This is a genomic window from Stutzerimonas stutzeri, from assembly GCF_019090095.1.
GTDB classification, from domain to species: domain Bacteria; phylum Pseudomonadota; class Gammaproteobacteria; order Pseudomonadales; family Pseudomonadaceae; genus Stutzerimonas; species Stutzerimonas stutzeri_AN.
Genome location: NZ_JAGQFP010000001.1, coordinates 1,308,499 through 1,328,206 on the forward strand (window position 1 = coordinate 1,308,499; position 19,708 = coordinate 1,328,206).

At 62.5% G+C, this 19,708-nt stretch carries 20 protein-coding genes; 3 read left to right on the forward strand and 17 right to left on the reverse strand.

Annotation, left to right across the window (positions count from 1 at the left end; translation table 11 throughout):
* Positions 1-5 precede the first annotated feature (5 nt).
* Positions 6-1,529: a flagellar hook-length control protein FliK gene (locus tag KVO92_RS05625; RefSeq protein ID WP_217474640.1), complete on the forward strand. Its 1,524-nt coding sequence runs from the start codon at positions 6-8 to the stop codon at positions 1,527-1,529.
* Entirely contained in the window at positions 1,526-1,849 is a 324-nt protein-coding gene (locus KVO92_RS05630; RefSeq protein WP_217474641.1) for an EscU/YscU/HrcU family type III secretion system export apparatus switch protein, read from the forward strand. The genes KVO92_RS05625 and KVO92_RS05630 overlap by 4 nt, the downstream gene beginning before the upstream one ends.
* On the opposite strand, the gene KVO92_RS05635 is transcribed toward KVO92_RS05630, so the two are convergent.
* The 15 genes from KVO92_RS05635 to flhA all read right to left on the reverse strand — a co-directional run bounded on the left by KVO92_RS05635 (position 1,830) and on the right by flhA (position 16,678).
* The gene (locus tag KVO92_RS05635; RefSeq protein ID WP_217474642.1) at positions 1,830-2,270 is read right to left on the reverse strand and encodes a rhodanese-like domain-containing protein; all 441 of its coding nucleotides are present in this window, start codon (positions 2,268-2,270) and stop codon (positions 1,830-1,832) included. The two genes, KVO92_RS05630 and KVO92_RS05635, sit on opposite strands and share 20 nt — an antisense overlap.
* 147 nt (positions 2,271-2,417) lie before the next feature.
* Positions 2,418-2,831, reverse strand: a complete 414-nt coding sequence (locus KVO92_RS05640; RefSeq protein ID WP_217474643.1) for a DUF2802 domain-containing protein — start codon at positions 2,829-2,831, stop codon at positions 2,418-2,420.
* A gap of 3 nt (positions 2,832-2,834) precedes the next feature.
* Positions 2,835-3,314 (reverse strand): chemotaxis protein CheW, encoded by a 480-nt coding sequence (locus KVO92_RS05645; protein ID WP_122164264.1) that lies wholly within the window; start codon positions 3,312-3,314, stop codon positions 2,835-2,837.
* A gap of 86 nt (positions 3,315-3,400) precedes the next feature.
* Positions 3,401-4,243, reverse strand: a complete 843-nt coding sequence (locus tag KVO92_RS05650) for a chemotaxis protein CheW (protein WP_217474644.1) — start codon at positions 4,241-4,243, stop codon at positions 3,401-3,403.
* Between the two features lie 85 nt (positions 4,244-4,328).
* Positions 4,329-5,117, reverse strand: coding sequence for a ParA family protein (locus tag KVO92_RS05655; protein ID WP_217474645.1), 789 nt, complete (start codon positions 5,115-5,117; stop codon positions 4,329-4,331).
* Between the two features lie 89 nt (positions 5,118-5,206).
* Entirely contained in the window at positions 5,207-6,034 is an 828-nt protein-coding gene (gene motD, locus KVO92_RS05660) for a flagellar motor protein MotD (RefSeq protein ID WP_217474646.1), read from the reverse strand.
* 157 nt (positions 6,035-6,191) lie between these two features.
* The gene (locus KVO92_RS05665) at positions 6,192-6,932 is read right to left on the reverse strand and encodes a flagellar motor protein (protein ID WP_217474647.1); all 741 of its coding nucleotides are present in this window, start codon (positions 6,930-6,932) and stop codon (positions 6,192-6,194) included.
* A complete protein-coding gene (locus tag KVO92_RS05670; RefSeq protein ID WP_217474648.1) occupies positions 6,932-8,038 on the reverse strand; it encodes a protein-glutamate methylesterase/protein-glutamine glutaminase in 1,107 nt (368 codons plus the stop codon). The genes KVO92_RS05665 and KVO92_RS05670 overlap by 1 nt, the downstream gene beginning before the upstream one ends.
* A gap of 49 nt (positions 8,039-8,087) precedes the next feature.
* On the reverse strand, positions 8,088-10,280 hold the full coding sequence (locus KVO92_RS05675; protein ID WP_217474649.1) for a chemotaxis protein CheA: 2,193 nt from the start codon (positions 10,278-10,280) through the stop codon (positions 8,088-8,090).
* Between the two features lie 12 nt (positions 10,281-10,292).
* Positions 10,293-11,087 (reverse strand): protein phosphatase CheZ, encoded by a 795-nt coding sequence (locus tag KVO92_RS05680; RefSeq protein WP_217474650.1) that lies wholly within the window; start codon positions 11,085-11,087, stop codon positions 10,293-10,295.
* A 23-nt stretch (positions 11,088-11,110) separates the two neighbouring features.
* Complete coding sequence (locus tag KVO92_RS05685; protein ID WP_172830728.1) at positions 11,111-11,485, reverse strand: chemotaxis response regulator CheY; 375 nt, start codon at positions 11,483-11,485, stop codon at positions 11,111-11,113.
* Between the two features lie 114 nt (positions 11,486-11,599).
* A complete protein-coding gene (gene fliA, locus KVO92_RS05690) occupies positions 11,600-12,325 on the reverse strand; it encodes an RNA polymerase sigma factor FliA (RefSeq protein ID WP_217474651.1) in 726 nt (241 codons plus the stop codon).
* A gap of 13 nt (positions 12,326-12,338) precedes the next feature.
* On the reverse strand, positions 12,339-13,169 hold the full coding sequence (gene fleN / locus KVO92_RS05695; protein WP_102846138.1) for a flagellar synthesis regulator FleN: 831 nt from the start codon (positions 13,167-13,169) through the stop codon (positions 12,339-12,341).
* Between the two features lie 91 nt (positions 13,170-13,260).
* Positions 13,261-14,541: a flagellar biosynthesis protein FlhF gene (gene flhF, locus KVO92_RS05700; RefSeq protein WP_217474652.1), complete on the reverse strand. Its 1,281-nt coding sequence runs from the start codon at positions 14,539-14,541 to the stop codon at positions 13,261-13,263.
* A gap of 16 nt (positions 14,542-14,557) precedes the next feature.
* On the reverse strand, positions 14,558-16,678 hold the full coding sequence (gene flhA, locus KVO92_RS05705; protein ID WP_217474653.1) for a flagellar biosynthesis protein FlhA: 2,121 nt from the start codon (positions 16,676-16,678) through the stop codon (positions 14,558-14,560).
* Between the two features lie 236 nt (positions 16,679-16,914).
* Here flhA and sodC point away from each other — a divergent pair, with 236 nt between their 5' ends.
* Positions 16,915-17,436, forward strand: a complete 522-nt coding sequence (gene sodC, locus KVO92_RS05710; protein WP_217474654.1) for a superoxide dismutase family protein — start codon at positions 16,915-16,917, stop codon at positions 17,434-17,436.
* A 283-nt stretch (positions 17,437-17,719) separates the two neighbouring features.
* On the opposite strand, the gene flhB is transcribed toward sodC, so the two are convergent.
* Both flhB and fliR read right to left on the reverse strand, forming a co-directional pair.
* On the reverse strand, positions 17,720-18,856 hold the full coding sequence (gene flhB / locus KVO92_RS05715; RefSeq protein WP_217474655.1) for a flagellar biosynthesis protein FlhB: 1,137 nt from the start codon (positions 18,854-18,856) through the stop codon (positions 17,720-17,722).
* A 36-nt stretch (positions 18,857-18,892) separates the two neighbouring features.
* On the reverse strand, positions 18,893-19,672 hold the full coding sequence (gene fliR, locus KVO92_RS05720) for a flagellar biosynthetic protein FliR (RefSeq protein WP_217474656.1): 780 nt from the start codon (positions 19,670-19,672) through the stop codon (positions 18,893-18,895).
* Between the last annotated feature and the right edge of the window lie 36 nt (positions 19,673-19,708).

A 19,708-nucleotide genomic window follows, 5' to 3' on the forward strand; every position in this document is an offset into this window, starting at 1 on the left:
TAATAATGACCGAGATCAAGAGTACCCAGGCAATCGCCCCGTCCGGCCCGGCCCGGCCCGCGACGAGCTCGACCGAGATGGTCTTGAAGCTGCTGCAGCCGCTGCAGGGACTGCTCGCAGCCGGGGAAAGTGCCGATGCCGAGGTCATCAGCATCAAGGAGGCACTGCAGACGTTCCAGCTCACGCTGCGCCTGACGCTGAACAGCGGGCGCCAGGCAACCGTTGAAACCAGTAGCCCGAAAGCGGCCGCCCCGGGCACGGCCATGCTGGTGACCGCCGTTTCCGACCTGCGCCTGATCGCCGCCTTGCAACCCGGCAGCCGTCAGCCGCAAAGCAGCATCGACCTCTCCCAGTTACCGATCGGTACCGTGGTACAAGGCAAGGTGACCGCTAGCCAACAGACGCAGCAAGACGGCAAGATTCTGTTCAAGGTCGTGATCAGCCTGCTCAACTCACCACTGGCCGGGCAAAAGCTGAGCGTCGAGTCACCCCACCCCCTGGCGCCCGGCAGCCTGATTACCGCACGCGTTCAGGGCGATCAGGCGCTGTCGTTCATGCCCTTGAGCGGCCGTCTGGACCAACTGGTGCTGGGCCAACAACTGACCGAGCAGCATGGTCGGCAAGGTTCGCTGGACGGCTTGCTCAATGCGCTTGGAACCGGCTCGACATTGCCCGGCGAATTGCGCGGTGCCGCCGAGCGCCTGCTGGGCCTGGTACCGAACATGCAGGAGCTCACCGATACCAAGACCCTGGCCCAGGCCCTGGCTCGCAGCGGCGTATTTCTGGAAGCCGGCCTGCTGAGCGGACAGGCCGACACGCTGCCAGCCGATATGAAAGCCGCCCTGCTCCGTCTGATCGCTCAGCTACCGGGGCTGCCGGCAAGCGGACCACTGACTGCCGCACAAGCCGGCGCCGCACTGGGACAGGCGCTACCTGCCTTTGCTCGCAGCGCTTTGGGAGCGCTCGGGCAGTCGAACGCCCGCTACCTGGCGCAAAGCTTCCCCTTGCCGAGTCGATTATTGCCCAACGCCGAGGACGAGGCGGACCTGGAATTGATCCTGAAACTCGCCGCGGCGGCGATCTCACGGCTCCAGACCCACCAATTGTCCAGCCTCGCTCAGACCCAGACCAACCCCGAGGGCGTTCAGGTCACCACCTGGCAGATCGAGGTCCCGATGCGTGACCAGCAGAACATCGTCCCGCTGCAGGTCAAGTTTCAGCGCGAAGAACCGCCGCCACAGTCTCCCAAGGACAAGCCAGAAACGCTCTGGCGAGTCGAACTGGCCTTCGATGTCGTGCCGTTGGGGCCACTGCAAGTACAGGCGCAGCTGTTCCAGGGCAGCCTGTCGAGCCAGATCTGGGCCGAACGCAGCGCAACGGCCAACCTGATTACAGCGGAGCTCGAGCATCTACGTCAGCGGCTGCTCACGGCCGGACTGAACGTGGGCGAACTCGCCTGCCGGCAAGGCATGCCGCCACAAGGGCCGCGCACCTCCCTCGATCAACGCTTCGTGGATGAAACCGCATGACACTCGACACGCCACGCCAGGCCATCGCGCTGAGCTACGACGGCGCCAATGCACCGACGCTGTCGGCCAAGGGCGACGACGAACTCGCCGAAGCCATACTGGCGATCGCCCGCGAACACGAGGTGCCGATCTATGAGAATGCCGAGCTGGTGAAATTGCTGGCGCGCCTGGAATTGGGCGACGCCATCCCCGAGGCGCTTTATCGCACCATTGCGGAGATCATCGCGTTCGCCTGGTACCTCAAAGGCAAGTGCCCTGCTGGCTTCACCGGGCAAGCGGACACGACACTGATACCACGGCTCAATGGGCCTGAGCGTTAAGCGTGGTAATGCCGGTGGAAAGTCCCTTCTGCTGGGGAAAATCTGCCAATACCCAGGCGAAATAGCCCTGGCGGAAATAGAACACCTGCTCGTAACCCCATGCGACGGCAAGCCGAACCGCCTCGGCGCTGGCGGGACAGACCTCGCTGTCGCAGTAGACCACCAGTGGTACGTTTCTCGGCCAGTCGCCCTGCGACAACCCAAAGAATTCGCGCGCCAGGTCCATGTGTACGGCGCCATCGATGTGCCCCCAGCCCCACTCGCGACTCGGCCGCACGTCAATGAACACCGCACCCAGCTCGTGAAGGTGTCTGGCCTGGTAGACGTTGATGGTCATCGCGCCGTCGATCTCGAGTGGCGCTTCGGCCGCATCGACCCAGAGCGGGCTCACCAGCAGGCACGCCATCAGAATGCGTAGCATCACATCCTCCTCCCATCGGGGCACAGGTCTGCGCCGGGCACGGCACAGCCTTGTCCAAAATTGGAGGAAGCAATACCCATATCGTTCAGTGCGCCGGTGTGACCGGTAGGTTTCACCGGCCAAACGGCCACCTGACGGGGACGAGGGTCAGTCGGTGTTGCGCTTCGTCTGATGCAGCTTGCGCATCAGCTCGGCCTCGGACTGGGACAGCCCACAGAATTGCGCCAGATCGTCGGCGCTAGCGCCCATACCGACCAGCTTGGCCGCCTGGGAGAAGGTGTAGTTGTTCGGATCGCGTTGCTCGAGCTGGCTGAGCTTTTCAGGCAACGGGGCAACGATGCGCGACAGCTCGCGCAACGACTTGCCCATGTTGACGCTGCCTTCGAGGTAGTTGTCGAGCCGAGCGCTGAGCTCCTTGATCCGCTGGTCACGCGCCGCATTTTCGAGCGCCTGGGCCCGCGCCTGTTGCTGCTGACGCCGGAACAGCCAGATGCAGCCGCCCAGCAGCGCCAGGCAGCACAGAGCAAGCGCGACGACTGCCGCTACCAGCGATGCGATCATCTATCAGATGCTCTCAAGTTCCGCCCATTCTTCTTCGCTCATCATCTTGTCCAGCTCGACCAGAATCAGCAGCTCGTTGTTCTTGTTGCACACGCCCTGGATGAACTTCGCCGACTCGTCGTTACCGACGTTGGGCGCGGTTTCGATCTCCGACTGACGCAGGTAGACCACTTCGGCAACGCTGTCGACCAGAATGCCCACAACCTGGCGGTCCGCCTCGATGATGACGATGCGGGTATTGTCCGACACCGGTGCGGTTTCCAGCCCGAAGCGCTGGCGGGTGTCGATCACGGTCACCACATTGCCACGCAGGTTGATGATGCCCAGCACATAGCTAGGCGCACCTGGAACCGGCGCAATTTCGGTATAGCGCAACACTTCCTGGACCTGCATCACGTTGATGCCATAGGTCTCGTTGTCCAGACGAAAGGTTACCCACTGCAGAACCGGATCATCGGAACCCTGCGCGGAAGTCATCTTCATAGCCCCACCTCTTCATGTACCGCAATGGCGGTTGATTCTATCGGTTACCGGAGGCGCTCAGGCGCCTCCCTGAATGTTCGGTTCGTTTACGACGGCACGCCCTTGAGGTGACGCGTCGCCCCACTGGCGATCAGCTCCGCCAGCGCGGTCACGTCCACCAGCGCGCACATATGCTCGATCACCGTCCCGGCCAGCCAAGGCCGCTGACTGCGCTGCGTGCGCCATTTGACTTCCTTCGGATCGAGGCGAATCGAGCGACTGACCTGGTGTACGGCCAGCCCCCAGTCGTAGCCCTGCACGGAAATCACATACTGCAGCCCCTCGCGGAAGTCGTCACGATAACGCTCGGCCATGACCCAGCGAGCCGTATCCAGCACTTTCAGGTTACCTGCCTGGCTGGGCAGGATGCCGAGGAACCAGGCGGGCTGCCCAAACAGCGGCGTCAGATCGTGGCCTTCCAGCGGGTAGATCGAACCCAGGCTCACCAGCGGGACCGCCAGGGTCAGGCCTGCCACATCGAATAGCAGACATTCGAAGGGTTCTTCGCCCCACTCGGGTTGGCCGCACCGATGCATCAGCGGTCCGCCAGGCTGCTTGACCTGCGGCTCGAAACTGGCCACCGGTTCAATCGGTGTCAGGAACTTCTCTGGCTCGGGTTCTGGCTGCAGCACCAGCAATGCCTGCGGCTCGGCCGGCGCCGCTACCGGTTCGGCCACCGGTTTCGGCTCGGGCTCGGGTGCGCGCGGCGCCAGCGATCGCAGCGGATGCACCCGCTGGACGTCGCGTTGCTGCTCTTCCAGCACGGCCGCCTTGAATTCATCCTGGCTGACCGAGTCGGCCAGTTCCATCACCGCGTCCTGCAGGAGCGCGTCGAGGTAGGACTGCAGCGTCTGTTGCGAACGGCTTTCTTTAAGGAGGGTACGGCTCATGAAACCAACTCGTGCGAACCAACTGGATAGGCTATCGGCCACAGACCCGGTGAACTTGAACCGAGATGGGGGCCGTACGTCGTCATCAGGCGACCTGCGGTGAAGCTTGTGCAGCCAGCAGGGTCTTGAGCAGGGCTCGGTAGGCCAGCACCGCTCGGCTGTTCGGATCATGCTGCGACGGTGTGACACCGGCACGGCTGGCATCGCGCAGGCGGGTATCGATCGGAATGAATGCCTGCCAGAGATTAGCCTCGTAGTTGTTGCGTAGCACCTTGAGGGTGTTCATCGAGGCCTGGGTGCGGCGATCGAACATGGTCGGCACGATGGTGTAGGGCAAAGCCTGCTTGCGAGACCGGTTGATCATGGCGAGTGTGCTGACCATGCGCTCCAGGCCCTTCATCGCCAGGAACTCGGTTTGCACCGGAATGACCAGCTGCTGACTCGCCGCCAACGCGTTGACCATCAACACACCCAGCAGCGGCGGGCTATCGATGATGGCGTAATCGAAGTCCTGCCACAGCTGCGACAGGCTTTTGGCGATGACCAGGCCGAGACCGTTCTGACCAGGCGACTGGCGCTCCAGCGTTGCCAGGACCGTGCTGGAGGGCAGCAGCGAAATGCGCTCATGGCTCGTCGGCAGCAGCAGCTGCCAGGGCAGGCCTTCCGGAACGGACCCCTGGTGCTGGAACAGGTCGAAAACGCTGCGCTCGAGATTATCGGGATCATGACCGAAATAGCTGGTCATCGAACCATGGGGATCCAGATCGAGCGCCACGACGCGCTTGCCCGAGTCGGCCAGCAAACCGGCAAGCGCGATGGACGTGGTGGTTTTACCCACCCCACCTTTCTGATTGGCTACAGCCCAGACTCTCATAACTCTTCTTCCATCCGGATCGAACCAGACCGGGAACTGCCGTGCCGAGCGAACCGACGACGGGGATTTGACGGCGCCGCCTGCGGCCCCTATTGAGCCGTAGCTGGTGCAGGTTGTGTGCCAGATTTACCAACGCCGCCAGCAACTCGCGCGTTGGCACTACCGACACCGGTCACGCTGCGGCGCACGTCGAGATTTCGCGAAATCACCAGAATGACGCGGCGGTTGCGCGCCCGCCCCTCTGCCGTCGAGTTATCGGCAATGGGCTGAAATTCTCCATAGCCGACAGCCGCCAGGCGGGAGGCGTCGACGCCACCTGCCGCCAGCATCCGTACCACACTCCCCGCCCGTGCGGCCGACAGCTCCCAGTTGGTCGGATATTTGTCGGTACTGATCGGCAGGTTATCGGTGAACCCCTCCACGTGGATGGGGTTATCGAAGGGCGCCAGAATACCGGCAACCTTGTCGAGAATGCCGAAGGCCAGGTCGTTGGGCAGCGCATCGCCGCTGGGGAACAACAAGCTGGAATTGAGCTCGATCTCGACCCATTGCTCATTGCCTCGCACCGTCAGCTGATTCGACCCGATAAGGTCAGCGAAGGCTGCACGCATGCTGCGCACGATGCTGTCCAAGGGATCGACCGGCGCATCGCCCGCCTGAGCCGTGTCGCTGGCGCTAAGGTCTTGCTGGCTGGTCCGCGGCTGCTCCTCACCGATCGGGATCGGCTTGACGGCGCGATCCGGCTGATTGAAGACTCCGACCAGCGAGTCGGACAGAATCTTGTATTTACCCTCGTTGAGCGAGGAGATCGAGTACATCACCACGAAGAAGGCAAACAGCAAGGTGATGAAATCCGCGTAGGAAACCAGCCAGCGCTCGTGATTCTCCGGCTCCTCGTGCAGCCTGCGCCGCGCCATGATCAGACCGCCCTCTCGACAGCCGGGCCAGCGGGCACGGCAGCGCGTACGGACCCGGTGCCGGCAGGGCAAGCGATTGCGGTCTTGATTCGAGCGTTTGCCATGTTGGTTCTCATATGCCCAGCGGCGGGAATGTGCGCCGTCGGGCTTGCATCACTCAGTCCATGAAGCCTTGCAGCTTCATTTCGATCGACCGCGGGTTTTCTCCCTCGGCGATCGACAGGACGCCTTCGAGCAACATCTCGCGGTACGCGGTGTGCTTCTGCACGACACTCTTGAGCTTGTTGCCCACCGGCAGCACCAACAGGTTGGCGAAGGCGACACCGTAAATGGTGGCGACAAATGCAACCGCGATGCCATTACCCAGCTGACTCGGATCGGCCAGGTTGCCCATCACGTGGATCAATCCCATCACCGCGCCAATGATGCCCACCGTAGGCGAGTAGCCACCCATGCTTTCGAATACTTTCGCAGCGCGAAGGTCGCGGGTTTCCTGGGTGTACAGGTCGACTTCGAGAATGCTGCGGATCACCTCCGGCTCGGCACCGTCGACCAGCAACTGCAGGCCCTTGCGCGCATAGGGGTCGGCTTCGGTTTCAGCGATCGGCTCGAGCCCAAGCAACCCTTCCTTGCGCGCAGTGGCGCTCCAGCCGGTGACCAGGCTGATACCGCCGGCCATGTCGATACGCGGCGGAAAGAAGATCCAGCCGAGAATGGACATGGCGCGCATGAAGACGGCCATCGGCGTCTGCAGCAGGACGGCGCCCAGAGTGCCACCCAGCACGATCAGCGCCGCCGGACCGTTGAGCAACGCCGAGACGTGACCGCCCTCGAGAAAGTTGCCACCAACAATGGCGACGAACGCAAGGACCAGCCCGATCAGGCTGAGCACGTCCATCAGAGGCAGGCCTCGCTCAGGTGACGACCGATATCGTCGAGCCCATACACTGCATCACTGAGGTTGGCTTTGACCACGGCCATCGGCATGCCATAGATGACACAGCTGGCCTCGTCCTGCGCCCATACCTGGCTACCGCTCTGCTTGAGCATGCGCGCGCCCTCTCGGCCGTCTGCGCCCATGCCGGTCAGCACGACCGCCAGCACCTTGTCGTGGAACGCCTTGGCAGCCGAGCCAAAGGTAACGTCCACGCAGGGCCGGTAATGAAGCCGCTCGTCCCCCGGCAAGATGCGCACCGCACCGCGCCCGTCGACCATCATCTGCTTGCCGCCCGGGGCCAGCAGCGCAAGCCCCGGACGCAGCAGGTCACCGTCTTCGGCTTCCTTCACACGGATCTTGCAAAGCTTGTCCAGGCGCTCGGCGAACGCCTTGGTGAACGCAGCCGGCATATGCTGTATCAGCACGATCGGTGCCGGAAAACTGGCGGGTAGCTGGGTCAGCACGCGCTGAAGCGCTACCGGACCACCGGTGGAGGTGCCGATGGCCACCAGCCGATATGCCTTGCGCCGCGGAGCTGCCGATGTGGAAGCGGGCGCATGCGCGGGCGCGGCGGGTCGCGGCGCGGCTGGCGTAGCGCTGCCGGAACCGGCGGGACGCGCTAGCGACGCGCTAGCGGCTGGCGCGCTGGTGGTGCTGCTGAAACGGCGGTTGCTGCGCGAAATAGTATGGATCTTCTCGCAGAGCAGTTGCTTGACCTTGTCCGGATTGCGCGAGATGTCCTCGAAGTTCTTCGGCAAAAAGTCCACGGCACCGGCGTCCAGCGCATCGAGCGTGACGCGCGCACCCTCGTGGGTAAGCGAAGAAAACATCAATACCGGCGTCGGACAGCGCTGCATGATCTGCCGCACGGCCGTGATGCCGTCCATCATCGGCATCTCGTAATCCATGGTGATGACATCGGGTTTCAACGCCAGCGCCTGGTCGATCGCTTCGCGGCCGTTGGTCGCGGTGCCGATTACCTGAATATTGGGGTCCGAAGACAGGATCTCCGATACACGGCGGCGGAAGAAGCCTGAATCGTCCACCACCAGGACCTTGACTGCCATAAAACACTCCTAGCGGCGGCAGCGGTCGGCGAAAACCGCTGCCTCGTGATCAGATCCGGCGCGCGTAACGCTTGAGCATGCTCGGGACATCCAGGATCAAGGCGATACGACCATCGCCAGTGATGGTCGCACCGGACATGCCCGGCGTGCCCTGCAGCATCTTGCCCAGCGGCTTGATCACCACCTCCTCCTGCCCGACCAGCTGGTCGACGACAAAGCCGATGCTCTGATTGCCGACGCTCAGAATGACCACGTGTCCCTCGCGCTGCTCCTCGCGCTCGGCGCCTTGGACCAACCAGCGCTTGAGGTAGAACAAGGGCAGCGCCTTGTCGCGCACGATCACCACTTCCTGGCCATCGACCACGTTGGTGCGGGACAGGTCCAGATGGAAGATCTCGTTGACGTTGACCAGCGGGAAGGCAAACGCCTGGTCACCCAGCATCACCATCAACGTCGGCATGATCGCCAGCGTCAGCGGTACCTTGATGACAACGCGCGAGCCCTGGCCCTTGTTGGAGAACACATTGACCGTACCGTTGAGCTGGGAAATCTTGGTCTTGACCACGTCCATGCCAACGCCACGCCCGGACACGTCGGAGATTTCCGATTTGGTCGAAAAGCCCGGGGCAAAGATCAGGTTGTAAGACTCCAGATCGCTCAGGCGCTCCGCTGCATCGCGATCGAGCAGCCCCTTCTCCACCGCCTTGGCCCGCAGGATCTCAGCGTCCATGCCCTTGCCGTCGTCGGTGATCATCAGCAGGATGTGGTCGCCTTCCTGTTCGGCGGAAAGCACCACCTTGCCGACCCGCGGCTTGCCAGCCGCCTCGCGCTCTTCGGGGGTTTCGATGCCGTGGTCGACGGCGTTGCGCACCAGGTGCACCAACGGATCGGCCAGGGCCTCGACGAGGTTCTTGTCCAGATCGGTTTCTTCCCCGACCAGCTCCAGGTTGATCTCTTTTTTCAGGCTGCGCGCCAGATCCCGAACCAGTCGCGGGAAACGGCCAAATACCTTCTTGATCGGCTGCATGCGCGTCTTCATCACCGCGCTCTGCAGATCGGCCGTCACCACGTCCAGGTTGGACACGGCCTTGGCCATGGCTTCATCGCCGCTGTTGGAGCCCAGACGAACCAGGCGGTTACGCACCAGCACCAGCTCGCCGACCATGTTCATGATTTCATCGAGTCGCGCGGTATCGACCCGCACGGTCGTTTCGGCTTCGCTCGCCGGCTTTTCCGCGGCGGGTGCGGCCTTGGTCGCAGGCTCGGCCTTGGCCGGCGCCGCCTTGCTGGGCGCTGGTGGCGCAGCGGGTTTCGCCGGGGCGGGCTTGTTTGCTGCCGGTGCTGGTTTTTCGACGGCGGCTACCGTCGCCTCGGGCTCGAACTTGCCCTTGCCGTGCAGTTGATCCAGCAGCGCCTCGAACTCGTCATCGGTGATGTCGTCACCGCCCGCCGCAGCGGTTGGCGCCGTGGGCTCTGCGGACGTCGCTGGCGCAGCGGCAGCCGGCGCTGCAAATTGTCCCTTGCCGTGCAACTGATCGAGCAACGCCTCGAATTCATCGTCGGTAATCTCATCCCCGGCCGGGGCTTCGGTTGCGGTAACCGCCGGCGGCGCGGGATTGGCGCCGGGCTTCTCCACGAACTGGCCCTTGCCGTGCAGCTGGTCGAGCAGCGACTCGAATTCCTCGTCGGTGATTTCGTCCGTTGCGCCAGCGGCAGCGGCGTTCTCGGTTTCATCCAGCGCGCCGAGGAATTGCTCGAACTCGCTATCGGCTGTCTCAGCGACCGGCTCGGGCTCGGGCTCGGGCTCGGGCTCGGGCTCCGGCGCAGCTTCGACTACCGGCTCCGGCGCCCCAGCCGGCTCGGCCAGGCGTGCCAAGGCCGCGAGCAGCTCGGGCGTGGCGGGCGTGACGTCGGTCCGCTCGCGCACCTGGGCGAACATTTCGTTGACGGCGTCCAGTGCCTGAAGCACGACATCCATCAATTCCGAGTCGACGCGACGCTCACCCTTGCGCAGGATGTCGAAGACGTTTTCGGCGATGTGGCAGCACTCCACCAACTCATGAAGCTGGAGAAAGCCTGCGCCCCCTTTGACCGTATGGAAACCGCGAAAAATCGCATTGAGCAAGGCTGTGTCGTCGGGGCTGCTTTCCAGCTCCACCAGTTGCTCGGACAATAGTTCGAGAATCTCGCCGGCCTCTACCAGGAAGTCCTGGAGGATTTCTTCATCGGCGTCGAAGCTCATATTCACCTTCCCTCAAAAGCCCAGGCTTGAAAGCAGATCATCGACATCGTCTTGCCCGGATACGACATCCTCACGTATATCGGCATGCATCTGCGGACCTTCACCGTTGGAAAGCACTTTTTCGTGTTTTTTCTTTTCCTGCTCGGCTCGCATCGCATCGCGGTCGTGCTGAATGCCCGCCACACGGTCAACCTGACCGGCCATCAGAACCAGATTAAGCAGGTTACTTTCGAGCTCCGTAATGAGGCGGGTCACCCTTTTGATCACCTGGCCGGTAAGGTCCTGGAAATCCTGGGCGAGCATGATCTCGCTGAGGTTCTGCGACAGCTGGCTGCCATCGTTCATGCTGCGCTGGAGAAACTGGTCGATGCGTTTGACCAGATCGCGGAACTGTTCAGCATTCATGTCGCGGCGCATGAAGCGCTGCCAGTCAGCTGTCAGGCTCTGGGCCTCATAACTGACATAGTTCACCAGTGGCGCCGATTCTTCGACCAGGTCCATGGTGCGGTTGGCCGCTTTCTCGGTCATTTCCACGACGTAAGAGAGACGATCAGTGGCGTCGGTGATCGGTGACGGATCGCCGCCCGTAGCGCACGTATCCATCTCCAGCTTGACGATGGCATTGTGCAGTTCACGGGTAAGTTTGCCGACCTCCTGATAGAGGCCTTGGTTGCGTGCCTGATTGAGCTCGTTGAACAGTTGCGTAGCTTCTTCGAAGCGCCCCTGTTGCAGACTTTCGATCAACTGGGGTGCATGAGCCCGCAGAGTCGCTTCGAACTCCGCCAGGCTTTGGTCTGCTTGCGTCATAGTGCCCTCGCGGCGTTACTGCATCAGCCGTTGACGCGCTCGAAGATCTTTTCGATCTTTTCTTTGAGCACTTGCGCCGTGAATGGCTTGACCACGTAGCCGTTAACCCCGGCCTGTGCGGCCTCGATGATCTGGTCGCGCTTGGCTTCCGCGGTCACCATCAACACCGGGAGATGCTTGAGGCGTTCATCGGCACGCACGGCGCGTAGCAGATCGATGCCGCTCATGCCGGGCATGTTCCAATCGGTGACCAGGAAATCGAAACTGCCGCTCTTGAGCATCGGCAGCGCGGTGGTCCCGTCATCCGCCTCGGCTGTATTGGTAAAGCCCAGATCGCGCAAGAGGTTCTTGATGATCCGTCTCATGGTCGAAAAGTCATCGACGATGAGGATTTTCATGTTCTTGTCCAAGTACACCTCCGTAAATCCCAGAACCTGCTCACGGTCTGTTGCGGGCCTCATGAATGAAGCTCGTAAGCGGCCTCTAAAATGAAATTGCTTGCGAAGCGCCCGTTAACGGGCCCGCCACTCGCTGAGGCGAGCCCGCAGACGCGCCGCGCACTGACTGTGCAGCTGGCTCACCCGCGACTCGCTGACCCCCAGCACCTGGCCAATTTCCTTCAAGTTCAACTCTTCGTCGTAATACAGCGAAAGCACCAGCTTCTCACGTTCGGGCAGGCTGCTGATCGCCTCCGCCAACGCTTGTTGAAAACGCTCGTCTTCAAGGTCGCGGGACGGCTCCGGGTGCGCACTGGCGGCATCCTCCTCGAACTCCCCGTGCTCGCCTTCGGTCAGCAGATCATCGAAGCTGAACAGGCGGCTGCCCAGGGTGTCGCCCAGAATGCCGTAGTAATCATCGAGACTCAATTTAAGTTCGGCCGCAACTTCCTGATCTTTAGCGTCGCGTCCGGTTCTGGCCTCGATTGCCCGGATCGCCTCGCTGACCATGCGCGAATTCCGGTGCACGGAACGCGGAGCCCAATCGCCCTTGCGGACCTCATCGAGCATGGCGCCGCGAATGCGAATGCCGGCGTAGGTCTCGAAGCTGGCGCCCTTGCCGGCATCGTATTTTTTTGACGCCTCGAGCAGACCGATCATCCCGGCCTGCATGAGGTCATCGACCTGCACACTGGCTGGTAAGCGAGCCAAGAGGTGATACGCGATACGCTTGACCAACGGCGCGTACTGGTCGATGAGTTGGTATTGCGCGTCTTTTGCCTGAGCTTTGCTGTTATACATACAAGTCCAGCCGCTATCGTTCGTTAGAATCTGCGGCGGGCCTGACCAGGCGCTCCACAAAGAACTCTAGATGGCCCCGCGGCGTTGCCGGCAGTGGCCAGGTATCGACTTTCTGCGCGATGGCCTTGAACGCCAGCGAGCATTTGGCGCGCGGGTAGGCCTCATAGACGGCGCGTTGCTTCTGCACCGCCTTGCGCACTGCCTCGTCATAGGGGATCGCGCCGACGTACTGCAACGCCACATCGAGGAAGCGCTCTGTCACCTTGGACAACTTGGCGAACAGGTTGCGCCCTTCCTGCGGCGCATGGGCCATGTTGGCCAGCACCCGGAAGCGGCTGATGCCGTAGTCGCGATTGAGCAGTTTGATCAACGCGTAGGCATCGGTGATCGAAGTAGGCTCGTCGGTCACGACCAGTAGTACCTCCTGCGCGGCCCGGACGAAGCTGACCACGCCGTCGCCAATGCCCGCTGCGGTGTCGATGATCAGCACGTCGATATCGTTGCCGATATCGCTGAACGCCTGGATCAGCCCCGAATGTTGAAGGGTAGACAACTGCACCATGCTCTGGGTGCCCGACGCCGCGGGTACCACGCGAATGCCGCCTGGCCCTTGAATCATCACATCGCGCAGGTCGCACTCGCCCGCCACCACATCGGCCAGCGTACGCTTGGCCGTCAAACCCAGCAGTACGTCGACGTTGGCCAGACCAAGGTCGGCATCGAGCAATACGACCCGACGACCGAGTTCGGCCAGGGCCAGCGATAGATTGACCGACACGTTGGTCTTGCCAACGCCGCCTTTGCCGCCGGTCACCGCAATAACCTGTACGGGATGCATACCCATTTTCACAAACCTATTTCTTGCTGGAGCCCTTGGGCCATCGATGCGTTCAGCCCGAACGCGTCATCTTTGTGTATTACACGGAGCAAAGCGTTCATCCGACCTTCCGTGAAGCACCGTTGTACAGACCGGAGAACATATCAGCCATGGTTTCCTCGCTGGGATTGTCTTCCGATTGCAGGCTCACCGCGCGGCTGACCAGCTGGTGGCTGCGTGGCAGATGCAGGTCTTCGGGAATCCGCGGACCATCGGCGAGGTAGGCAATGGGCAAGTGCTGACTGATGCTCAGTCCCAGCACGTCGCCCAGGCTTCCGGCTTCATCCAGTTTAGTCAGAATGCAGCCCGCCAGTCCGCACGGACGGTAGTTGTGCCACGTTGCCTTGAGCACTTGGCTCTGGCTGGTCGCCGGCAACACCAGGTAATTCTTCGACCGAATGCCACGATCGGCCAATGCGTCGAGCTGCGCACGCATCATCGGATCACCCGCCGGCAAGCCAGCCGTGTCGATGAGAATCAGGCGCTTGCGGGCCATCGGCGCGAGGGTCTTGCTCAACGGCTGGCTGGGATCGATCTGGATGACCGGCACGTTAAGGATACGCCCCAGGGTATTCAACTGCTCCTGCGCGCCGATGCGGTAGTTGTCCATGCTCGCCAGGGCGATGCTCTGGGCGCCGTGCTTGAGTACGTAGCGCGCAGCCAGCTTGGCCAGCGTGGTGGTTTTGCCGGCACCGGCCGGACCGACCAGCGCGATGATGCCACCCTCTTCCAGCGGTTCCTCTTTGGTGACCTTGATCGCCTGGGCCAGGTGCGCCAGCAGCATGCGCCAGGCCTGGCGCGGCTCGGATACGTTGGCGACCTTTTCCAGCAAGGCGCGCGACAGGTCGGCCGGCAGACCGATGCGCTGCAGGCGACGCCAGAGCCCAGCCTGCTGTGGGCGACGGCTCTGCTCCTGCCCCCAGGCGATCGAGCCCAGCTGCATTTCGATCAGCTCACGCAGACCTTGCAGTTCGGACTGCATCGCTTGCATCGCTCGCGAGTCGGCAGCTGCCGGAGCGGCAACCGGCTTGGGCTGCGCAATGGCGGCAGGCTTCTCGTCAAGCAGTTGGCGATCCAGGCCAGCGGCTTTGCGCGAAGGCGCCTGCAGCTCGGCATGGGCACTGGCGATACGCGCCTGAGTCTTGCGCAGCTCCGCTTCCAGCGCCGCATTCGGCTGCTTGGGCGCTACCGTCTCCATCGGGTAATCGAGCACAGCGGTCAGTTCGACGCCGCCAGCAACGCGACGGTTACCCGTGATCACGGCATCAGCGCCCAGCTCGTCACGAATCATCTTCATGGCGATACGCATGTCGGCTGCGAAGAAACGTTTGACCTGCATGGCCTATAACCCTCGGTTAATTCTGACCCACCGTAGAGACGATGGTGACCTGCTTGTTGTCCGGTATTTCCTGATAGGCCAGGACATGAATGTTCGGTACGGCGAGTCGGGCGAAGCGCGAGAGCATTGCGCGGACCGGACCTGCCACCAGCAATATCGCCGGCTTACCCATCATTTCTTGACGCTGTGCCGCTTCTACCAGAGAACGTTGCAACTTTTCGGCCATTCCTGGCTCGAGGAGAATGCCATCTTCCGAGCCCTGTCCAGCCTTCTGCAGACTATTGAGCAATATCTGTTCCAACCTTGGCTCCAGCGTGATGACAGGCAGCTGCGGCTCAAGCCCCACAACGTTTTGCACGATTGCACGGGACAGCGCGACACGGACGGCGGCCACCATCGCGGCGGGATCTTGACTCTTGGTAGCCACGTTGGCGATGGCCTCGGCGATGGTGCGAATGTCGCGCACCGGCACCTGCTCCATCAGCAGCGACTGCAGCACCTTGAGCAAGGTCGACAGCGAGATCATGCCCGGCACCAGCTCTTCAGCAAGCTTGGGTGAACTCTTGGCCAGCAGTTGCATCAGTTGCTGGACTTCTTCGTGGCCGAGCAATTCGTGAGCATGCTTGTGCAGCACCTGGTTGAGGTGGGTGGCGACCACCGTGCTGGCGTCGACCACGGTGTAGCCAAGCGACTGCGCCTGATCGCGCTGACTGGCCTCGATCCACACCGCCTCCAGACCGAACGCCGGATCCTTGGCGGCGATGCCATTGAGTGGGCCGAACACCTGACCGGGGTTGATCGCCAGTTCACGGTCCGGATAGACCTCCGCCTCGGCGAGGCTCACGCCCATGAGCGTCAAGCGATAGGCATTGGGCAGCAGGTCGAGGTTGTCGCGGATGTGCACCGACGGCATCAGGAAGCCGAGGTCTTGCGACAGCTTCTTGCGTACGCCCTTGATCCGCGCCAGCAGCTGTCCACCCTGGTTGCGATCAACCAGCGGAATCAGGCGGTAGCCGACTTCCAGGCCGACCATGTCCACCGGCGTCACGTCATCCCAGCCCAGCTCCTTGGTTTCCGCGGCACGCTGGGCGGGCAGCGTTTCCTGCTGCTTCTGGACTTCCTGCTCGGCCTGCTGCTTGACCTGCTTCTGGCGGTGCCAGATCCAGTAGGCGCCGCCGGCGGCAACACCGCCGAGACCGAGGAAGGACATGTGCGGCATGCCGGGCACCAGGCCCATGGCGATCATGATGGCGGCGGACACGGCGAGCGCCTTCGGCGAGGCGAACATCTGCCGGTTGACCTGCTGGCCCATGTCCTCGGAACTGGTAACGCGGGTCACCATGATGGCGGCGGAGGTCGAGAGCAGCAGCGACGGGATTTGCGCCACGAGGCCGTCACCGATGGTCAGCAAGGCGTAGACCTGCCCTGCCTCGCTGAAGCTCATGCCGTGCTGCGCCATCCCGATGGCGACACCGCCGATAAGGTTGATGAACAGGATCAGCAGGCCGGCGATCGCGTCACCGCGGACGAACTTGCTGGCACCGTCCATCGAGCCATAGAAATCCGCCTCGGAGGCCACCTCGACGCGACGCACCTTGGCTTCGGCCTGGTCGATAAGCCCCGCGTTGAGGTCGGCGTCGATGGCCATCTGCTTGCCGGGCATCGCATCCAGGGTAAAGCGCGCGCTGACCTCGGAGATCCGCCCGGCACCCTTGGTGACCACCACGAAGTTGATGATCATCAGGATCGCGAACACGACGATACCGACGACATAGTTGCCGCCGATCACCACGTTGCCGAAGGCCTCGATCACGTGGCCGGCGGCCGAACCACCGTCGTGCCCGTGAATCAACACCACGCGCGTCGAGGCCACGTTCAGCGCCAGACGCATCAATGTCGCGACCAGCAGGATCGTCGGGAATACGGCGAAATCCAGCGGGCGCAGTGCGTAGACGCTGACCAGCAGCACGACGATCGACAGGGCGATGTTGAAGGTGAACAGCAGATCCAGCAGGAACGGCGGCACCGACAGCATCATCATGCCCATCATTACCAGCAGCAGCAGCGGCACGCCCAGGTTGCCGCGACCTGCGCCCGTCAGGCCATTGCGAAGATTGATGAGTTGCGTGCGATCCACGTAGACCCCGACAGACAGAACCAAAGAATTGACGCGAAAACGCGCCCTGTGGGAGCTATAGCAAGAAGGGGTCCAACTTTTCGGCTGAGCCAGCCCCTGCGTCGAACACCGATGGCAGAGCGGCTGCACGAACCGACCGGGCACCGCGCAGTCTCACCCAAGTGGCGTCGCCAACGGCAACTCATCGAGGTGACGCCCTCTGCGAATTTGAATGTTTACTTCACAGGAGTCTTGCCATGAAACAGTGGATTATCGCGGCCATTGCCGGCTGCACAGCCATGGGCCTGCAAGCCGAAACCCTCAGCGTGCCGGTCAAGGCGGTAACGGCTCAAGGCGTCGGCGAGTCCGTCGGCACGGTCAAGATCGAAAGCAGTGAGTACGGGTTGGTGTTCCGCCCCGAACTCTCCGGCCTGGACTCCGGCGCGCATGGTTTCCATATCCACGCCAAGGGCAGCTGCGAACCCGCGCAGAAAGATGGCGAAACCATTGCCGCCGGGGCCGCTGGTGGTCACTGGGATCCGAAGAACGCCGGCAAGCATGGCGAGCCCTGGGGCGACGGCCACATGGGCGATCTACCGGCACTGATGGTCGACACCGACGGCAAGGCCAGCCAGCCGGTCCTGGCGCCCCGCCTGAAGAGCCTCGGTGACATCAAGGGTCTGGCCCTGATGGTCCACAAAGGCGGCGACAACCATTCCGACCACCCGCAACCCCTGGGTGGCGGCGGCGCACGAGTCGCGTGCGGGGTTATTGAATAAGAACCAGCGGTAAGCGTGAAGCCGGAAGCCGGAAGCCAGGAGCCATGATGGCAGTTCTCGCTGGGCGCCCGGCTTCAGCCGAATAGGCTTCGAGCAGGACGGATCATTTGCGCTGCGCTGCGGTGGGCTGAAGCCCACCCTACGCAAGCCTGTATCTCGTCTGGCTGGGCTGCGCAGCGTTCTGCCTCATCCCCGTCGCAGGGGCAAACCCTCCAAGCACCCAGATAAAACCGCCCGATAACGCCGGTTACATCTTCTTCAAGCTTCAAGCTCTGAGCTGCCCCTATTCATCCCTGCGCAGATCCGGCGGAATCGGCAGATTGCCGAGCGGATCGGGGCGTTTGCCCCGGCCGGATCGGTACTGGCGCAGCTGATAGACATACGCCAGCACCTGCGCCACCGCGAGGTACAACCCCGCCGGAATCTCCTGGTCCAGTTCGGTGGAGTAGTACACCGCCCGCGCCAGCGCCGGGGATTCGAGCACGGTGACCTGGTGCTCGTTGGCGATCTCGCGGATCTTCAGCGCGACGAAGTCGCCGCCCTTGGCCACCAGCATCGGCGCGCCGCCCTTGCTGCCGTCATATTTCAACGCAACAGCGAAGTGCGTCGGGTTGGTGATGACCACGTCAGCCTCCGGTACCGCCTGCATCATCCGGCGTTGGGCGGCATCGCGCTGCAGTTGCCGAATCCGCGATTTGACCTCCGGCTTGCCCTCGCTGTCCTTGTATTCGTCGCGCACTTCCTGCTTGGTCATCATCAGCTTCTGCTTGTTGTCCCAGAGCTGAAACGGCACGTCGACCGCCGCGATCAGGATCAGCCCGCACGCCATCCACAGGGCAGACCAGCCCACCACGTTGACGCTGTGCATGATGGCCAGATCGAGGGGCTGCTTGGCGATCGACAACAGATCGTCTTCATAGGCGGCCAGGACCGCCAATGCCACCAGCAACACCACGAGAAACTTGGCTAACGCCTTCAGCAGTTCGACCAGGGCCTTGGTCGAGAACATCCGCTTGAGGCCAGGCCCCGGATTCATTCGGCTGAACTTGGGTGCCATCGCCTTGGCCGAGAACAGCCAGCCCCCTAGCGAGATCGGCCCGATGATGGACACCAGCAGCAACACGATCAGCAGCGGCATGATGGCTTCCAGCGCGATCATGCCGCTGCTCATCAATAGCCTGACCATCGCCCCTTCATCCAGCAGCGTCTCACGGCTCAGCTCGAAGCTACCCTGCATGATGGCCATGAGACTGCCGGCCAGGCTACCGCCGGATGCCAGCAGCCCGCCGATGCCGCCCAGGGTCACCGCCACCGTGTTCAATTCACGGGAGCGGGCCAGCTGCCCTTTCTCGCGAGATTCCCGGAGACGTTTCTCCGTGGGTTCCTCGCTTTTGTCGGCGCCGCTTTCGCTTTCAGCCATGCATGGCCTCCGAACGCTTGGTAGAGAGCGGCTGCATCAGCGCAGCCCGATCAATTCACGCAGCATCGCCAGCGCCTCGCTGACGAAAGTCTGGTACTGCGCCAGGATATCGGCCATGCCGATCCAGACGATGATCAGGCCGAGCACCAGGGTCAGTGGAAAGCCGATGGAGAAGATGTTCAATTGAGGCGCCGCGCGGGTCATGAGGCCGAACGCCAGGTTCACTACCAGCAACGCGGTGATCGCCGGCAGCACTAGCAACAGCCCGGCGCCAAGCACCCAGCCCAGCTTGCCGGCCACTTGCCAGAAGTGATTGGTACCGACCAGCCAGCCTCCGATCGGCAGGGTGGTAAAGCTCTCGGTGAGGATCTCCAGCACCACCAGGTGGCCGTTCATGGCCAGGAACAGAAGGATCACCAACATGTTGAAGAACTGGGCGATCACTGGCACCGAGACACCGTTGGCCGGATCGACCATCGAGGCGAAGCCCAGGCCCATCTGCATCGCCAGCATCTGACCGGAGACGATGAACACGTGAAAGAACAGTTGCAGCACGAAGCCCAGCATCACCCCGATGAGGATCTGCTCGGCGATCAGCACCATTGCCTGAGCGCTCAACGCCTCGACCACCGGGACCGGCGGCAGGCCGGGGACGACTACCACGGCAATCGCAATGGCGAGATACAGCCGCACGCGCATCGGCACCAGCTGGGTGCCGATCAGCGGCATGCTCATCAACAGCGCCGCGATGCGGAACAGCGGCAGCAGGAACTGCCCGACCCATGCGCCGATCTGCGCATCGCTGAGCTCAAGCATTGGCTAACGCCCGACGGCAGGCCGTGATCGTCATGA

What these genes read in the sequence shown, in the direction of transcription:
- KVO92_RS05625 (WP_217474640.1), top strand. Translation starts at nt 6, where the DNA reads ATGACCGAGATCAAGAGTACCCAGGCAATCGCCCCGTCCGGCCCGGCC.
- KVO92_RS05630 (WP_217474641.1), top strand. Translation starts at nt 1,526, where the DNA reads ATGACACTCGACACGCCACGCCAGGCCATCGCGCTGAGCTACGACGGC.
- KVO92_RS05635 (WP_217474642.1), bottom strand. Translation starts at nt 2,270, where the DNA reads ATGCTACGCATTCTGATGGCGTGCCTGCTGGTGAGCCCGCTCTGGGTC.
- KVO92_RS05640 (WP_217474643.1), bottom strand. Translation starts at nt 2,831, where the DNA reads ATGATCGCATCGCTGGTAGCGGCAGTCGTCGCGCTTGCTCTGTGCTGC.
- KVO92_RS05645 (WP_122164264.1), bottom strand. Translation starts at nt 3,314, where the DNA reads ATGAAGATGACTTCCGCGCAGGGTTCCGATGATCCGGTTCTGCAGTGG.
- KVO92_RS05650 (WP_217474644.1), bottom strand. Translation starts at nt 4,243, where the DNA reads ATGAGCCGTACCCTCCTTAAAGAAAGCCGTTCGCAACAGACGCTGCAG.
- KVO92_RS05655 (WP_217474645.1), bottom strand. Translation starts at nt 5,117, where the DNA reads ATGAGAGTCTGGGCTGTAGCCAATCAGAAAGGTGGGGTGGGTAAAACC.
- motD (WP_217474646.1), bottom strand. Translation starts at nt 6,034, where the DNA reads ATGGCGCGGCGCAGGCTGCACGAGGAGCCGGAGAATCACGAGCGCTGG.
- KVO92_RS05665 (WP_217474647.1), bottom strand. Translation starts at nt 6,932, where the DNA reads ATGGACGTGCTCAGCCTGATCGGGCTGGTCCTTGCGTTCGTCGCCATT.
- KVO92_RS05670 (WP_217474648.1), bottom strand. Translation starts at nt 8,038, where the DNA reads ATGGCAGTCAAGGTCCTGGTGGTGGACGATTCAGGCTTCTTCCGCCGC.
- KVO92_RS05675 (WP_217474649.1), bottom strand. Translation starts at nt 10,280, where the DNA reads ATGAGCTTCGACGCCGATGAAGAAATCCTCCAGGACTTCCTGGTAGAG.
- KVO92_RS05680 (WP_217474650.1), bottom strand. Translation starts at nt 11,087, where the DNA reads ATGACGCAAGCAGACCAAAGCCTGGCGGAGTTCGAAGCGACTCTGCGG.
- KVO92_RS05685 (WP_172830728.1), bottom strand. Translation starts at nt 11,485, where the DNA reads ATGAAAATCCTCATCGTCGATGACTTTTCGACCATGAGACGGATCATC.
- fliA (WP_217474651.1), bottom strand. Translation starts at nt 12,325, where the DNA reads ATGTATAACAGCAAAGCTCAGGCAAAAGACGCGCAATACCAACTCATC.
- fleN (WP_102846138.1), bottom strand. Translation starts at nt 13,169, where the DNA reads ATGGGTATGCATCCCGTACAGGTTATTGCGGTGACCGGCGGCAAAGGC.
- flhF (WP_217474652.1), bottom strand. Translation starts at nt 14,541, where the DNA reads ATGCAGGTCAAACGTTTCTTCGCAGCCGACATGCGTATCGCCATGAAG.
- sodC (WP_217474654.1), top strand. Translation starts at nt 16,915, where the DNA reads ATGAAACAGTGGATTATCGCGGCCATTGCCGGCTGCACAGCCATGGGC.
- flhB (WP_217474655.1), bottom strand. Translation starts at nt 18,856, where the DNA reads ATGGCTGAAAGCGAAAGCGGCGCCGACAAAAGCGAGGAACCCACGGAG.
- fliR (WP_217474656.1), bottom strand. Translation starts at nt 19,672, where the DNA reads ATGCTTGAGCTCAGCGATGCGCAGATCGGCGCATGGGTCGGGCAGTTC.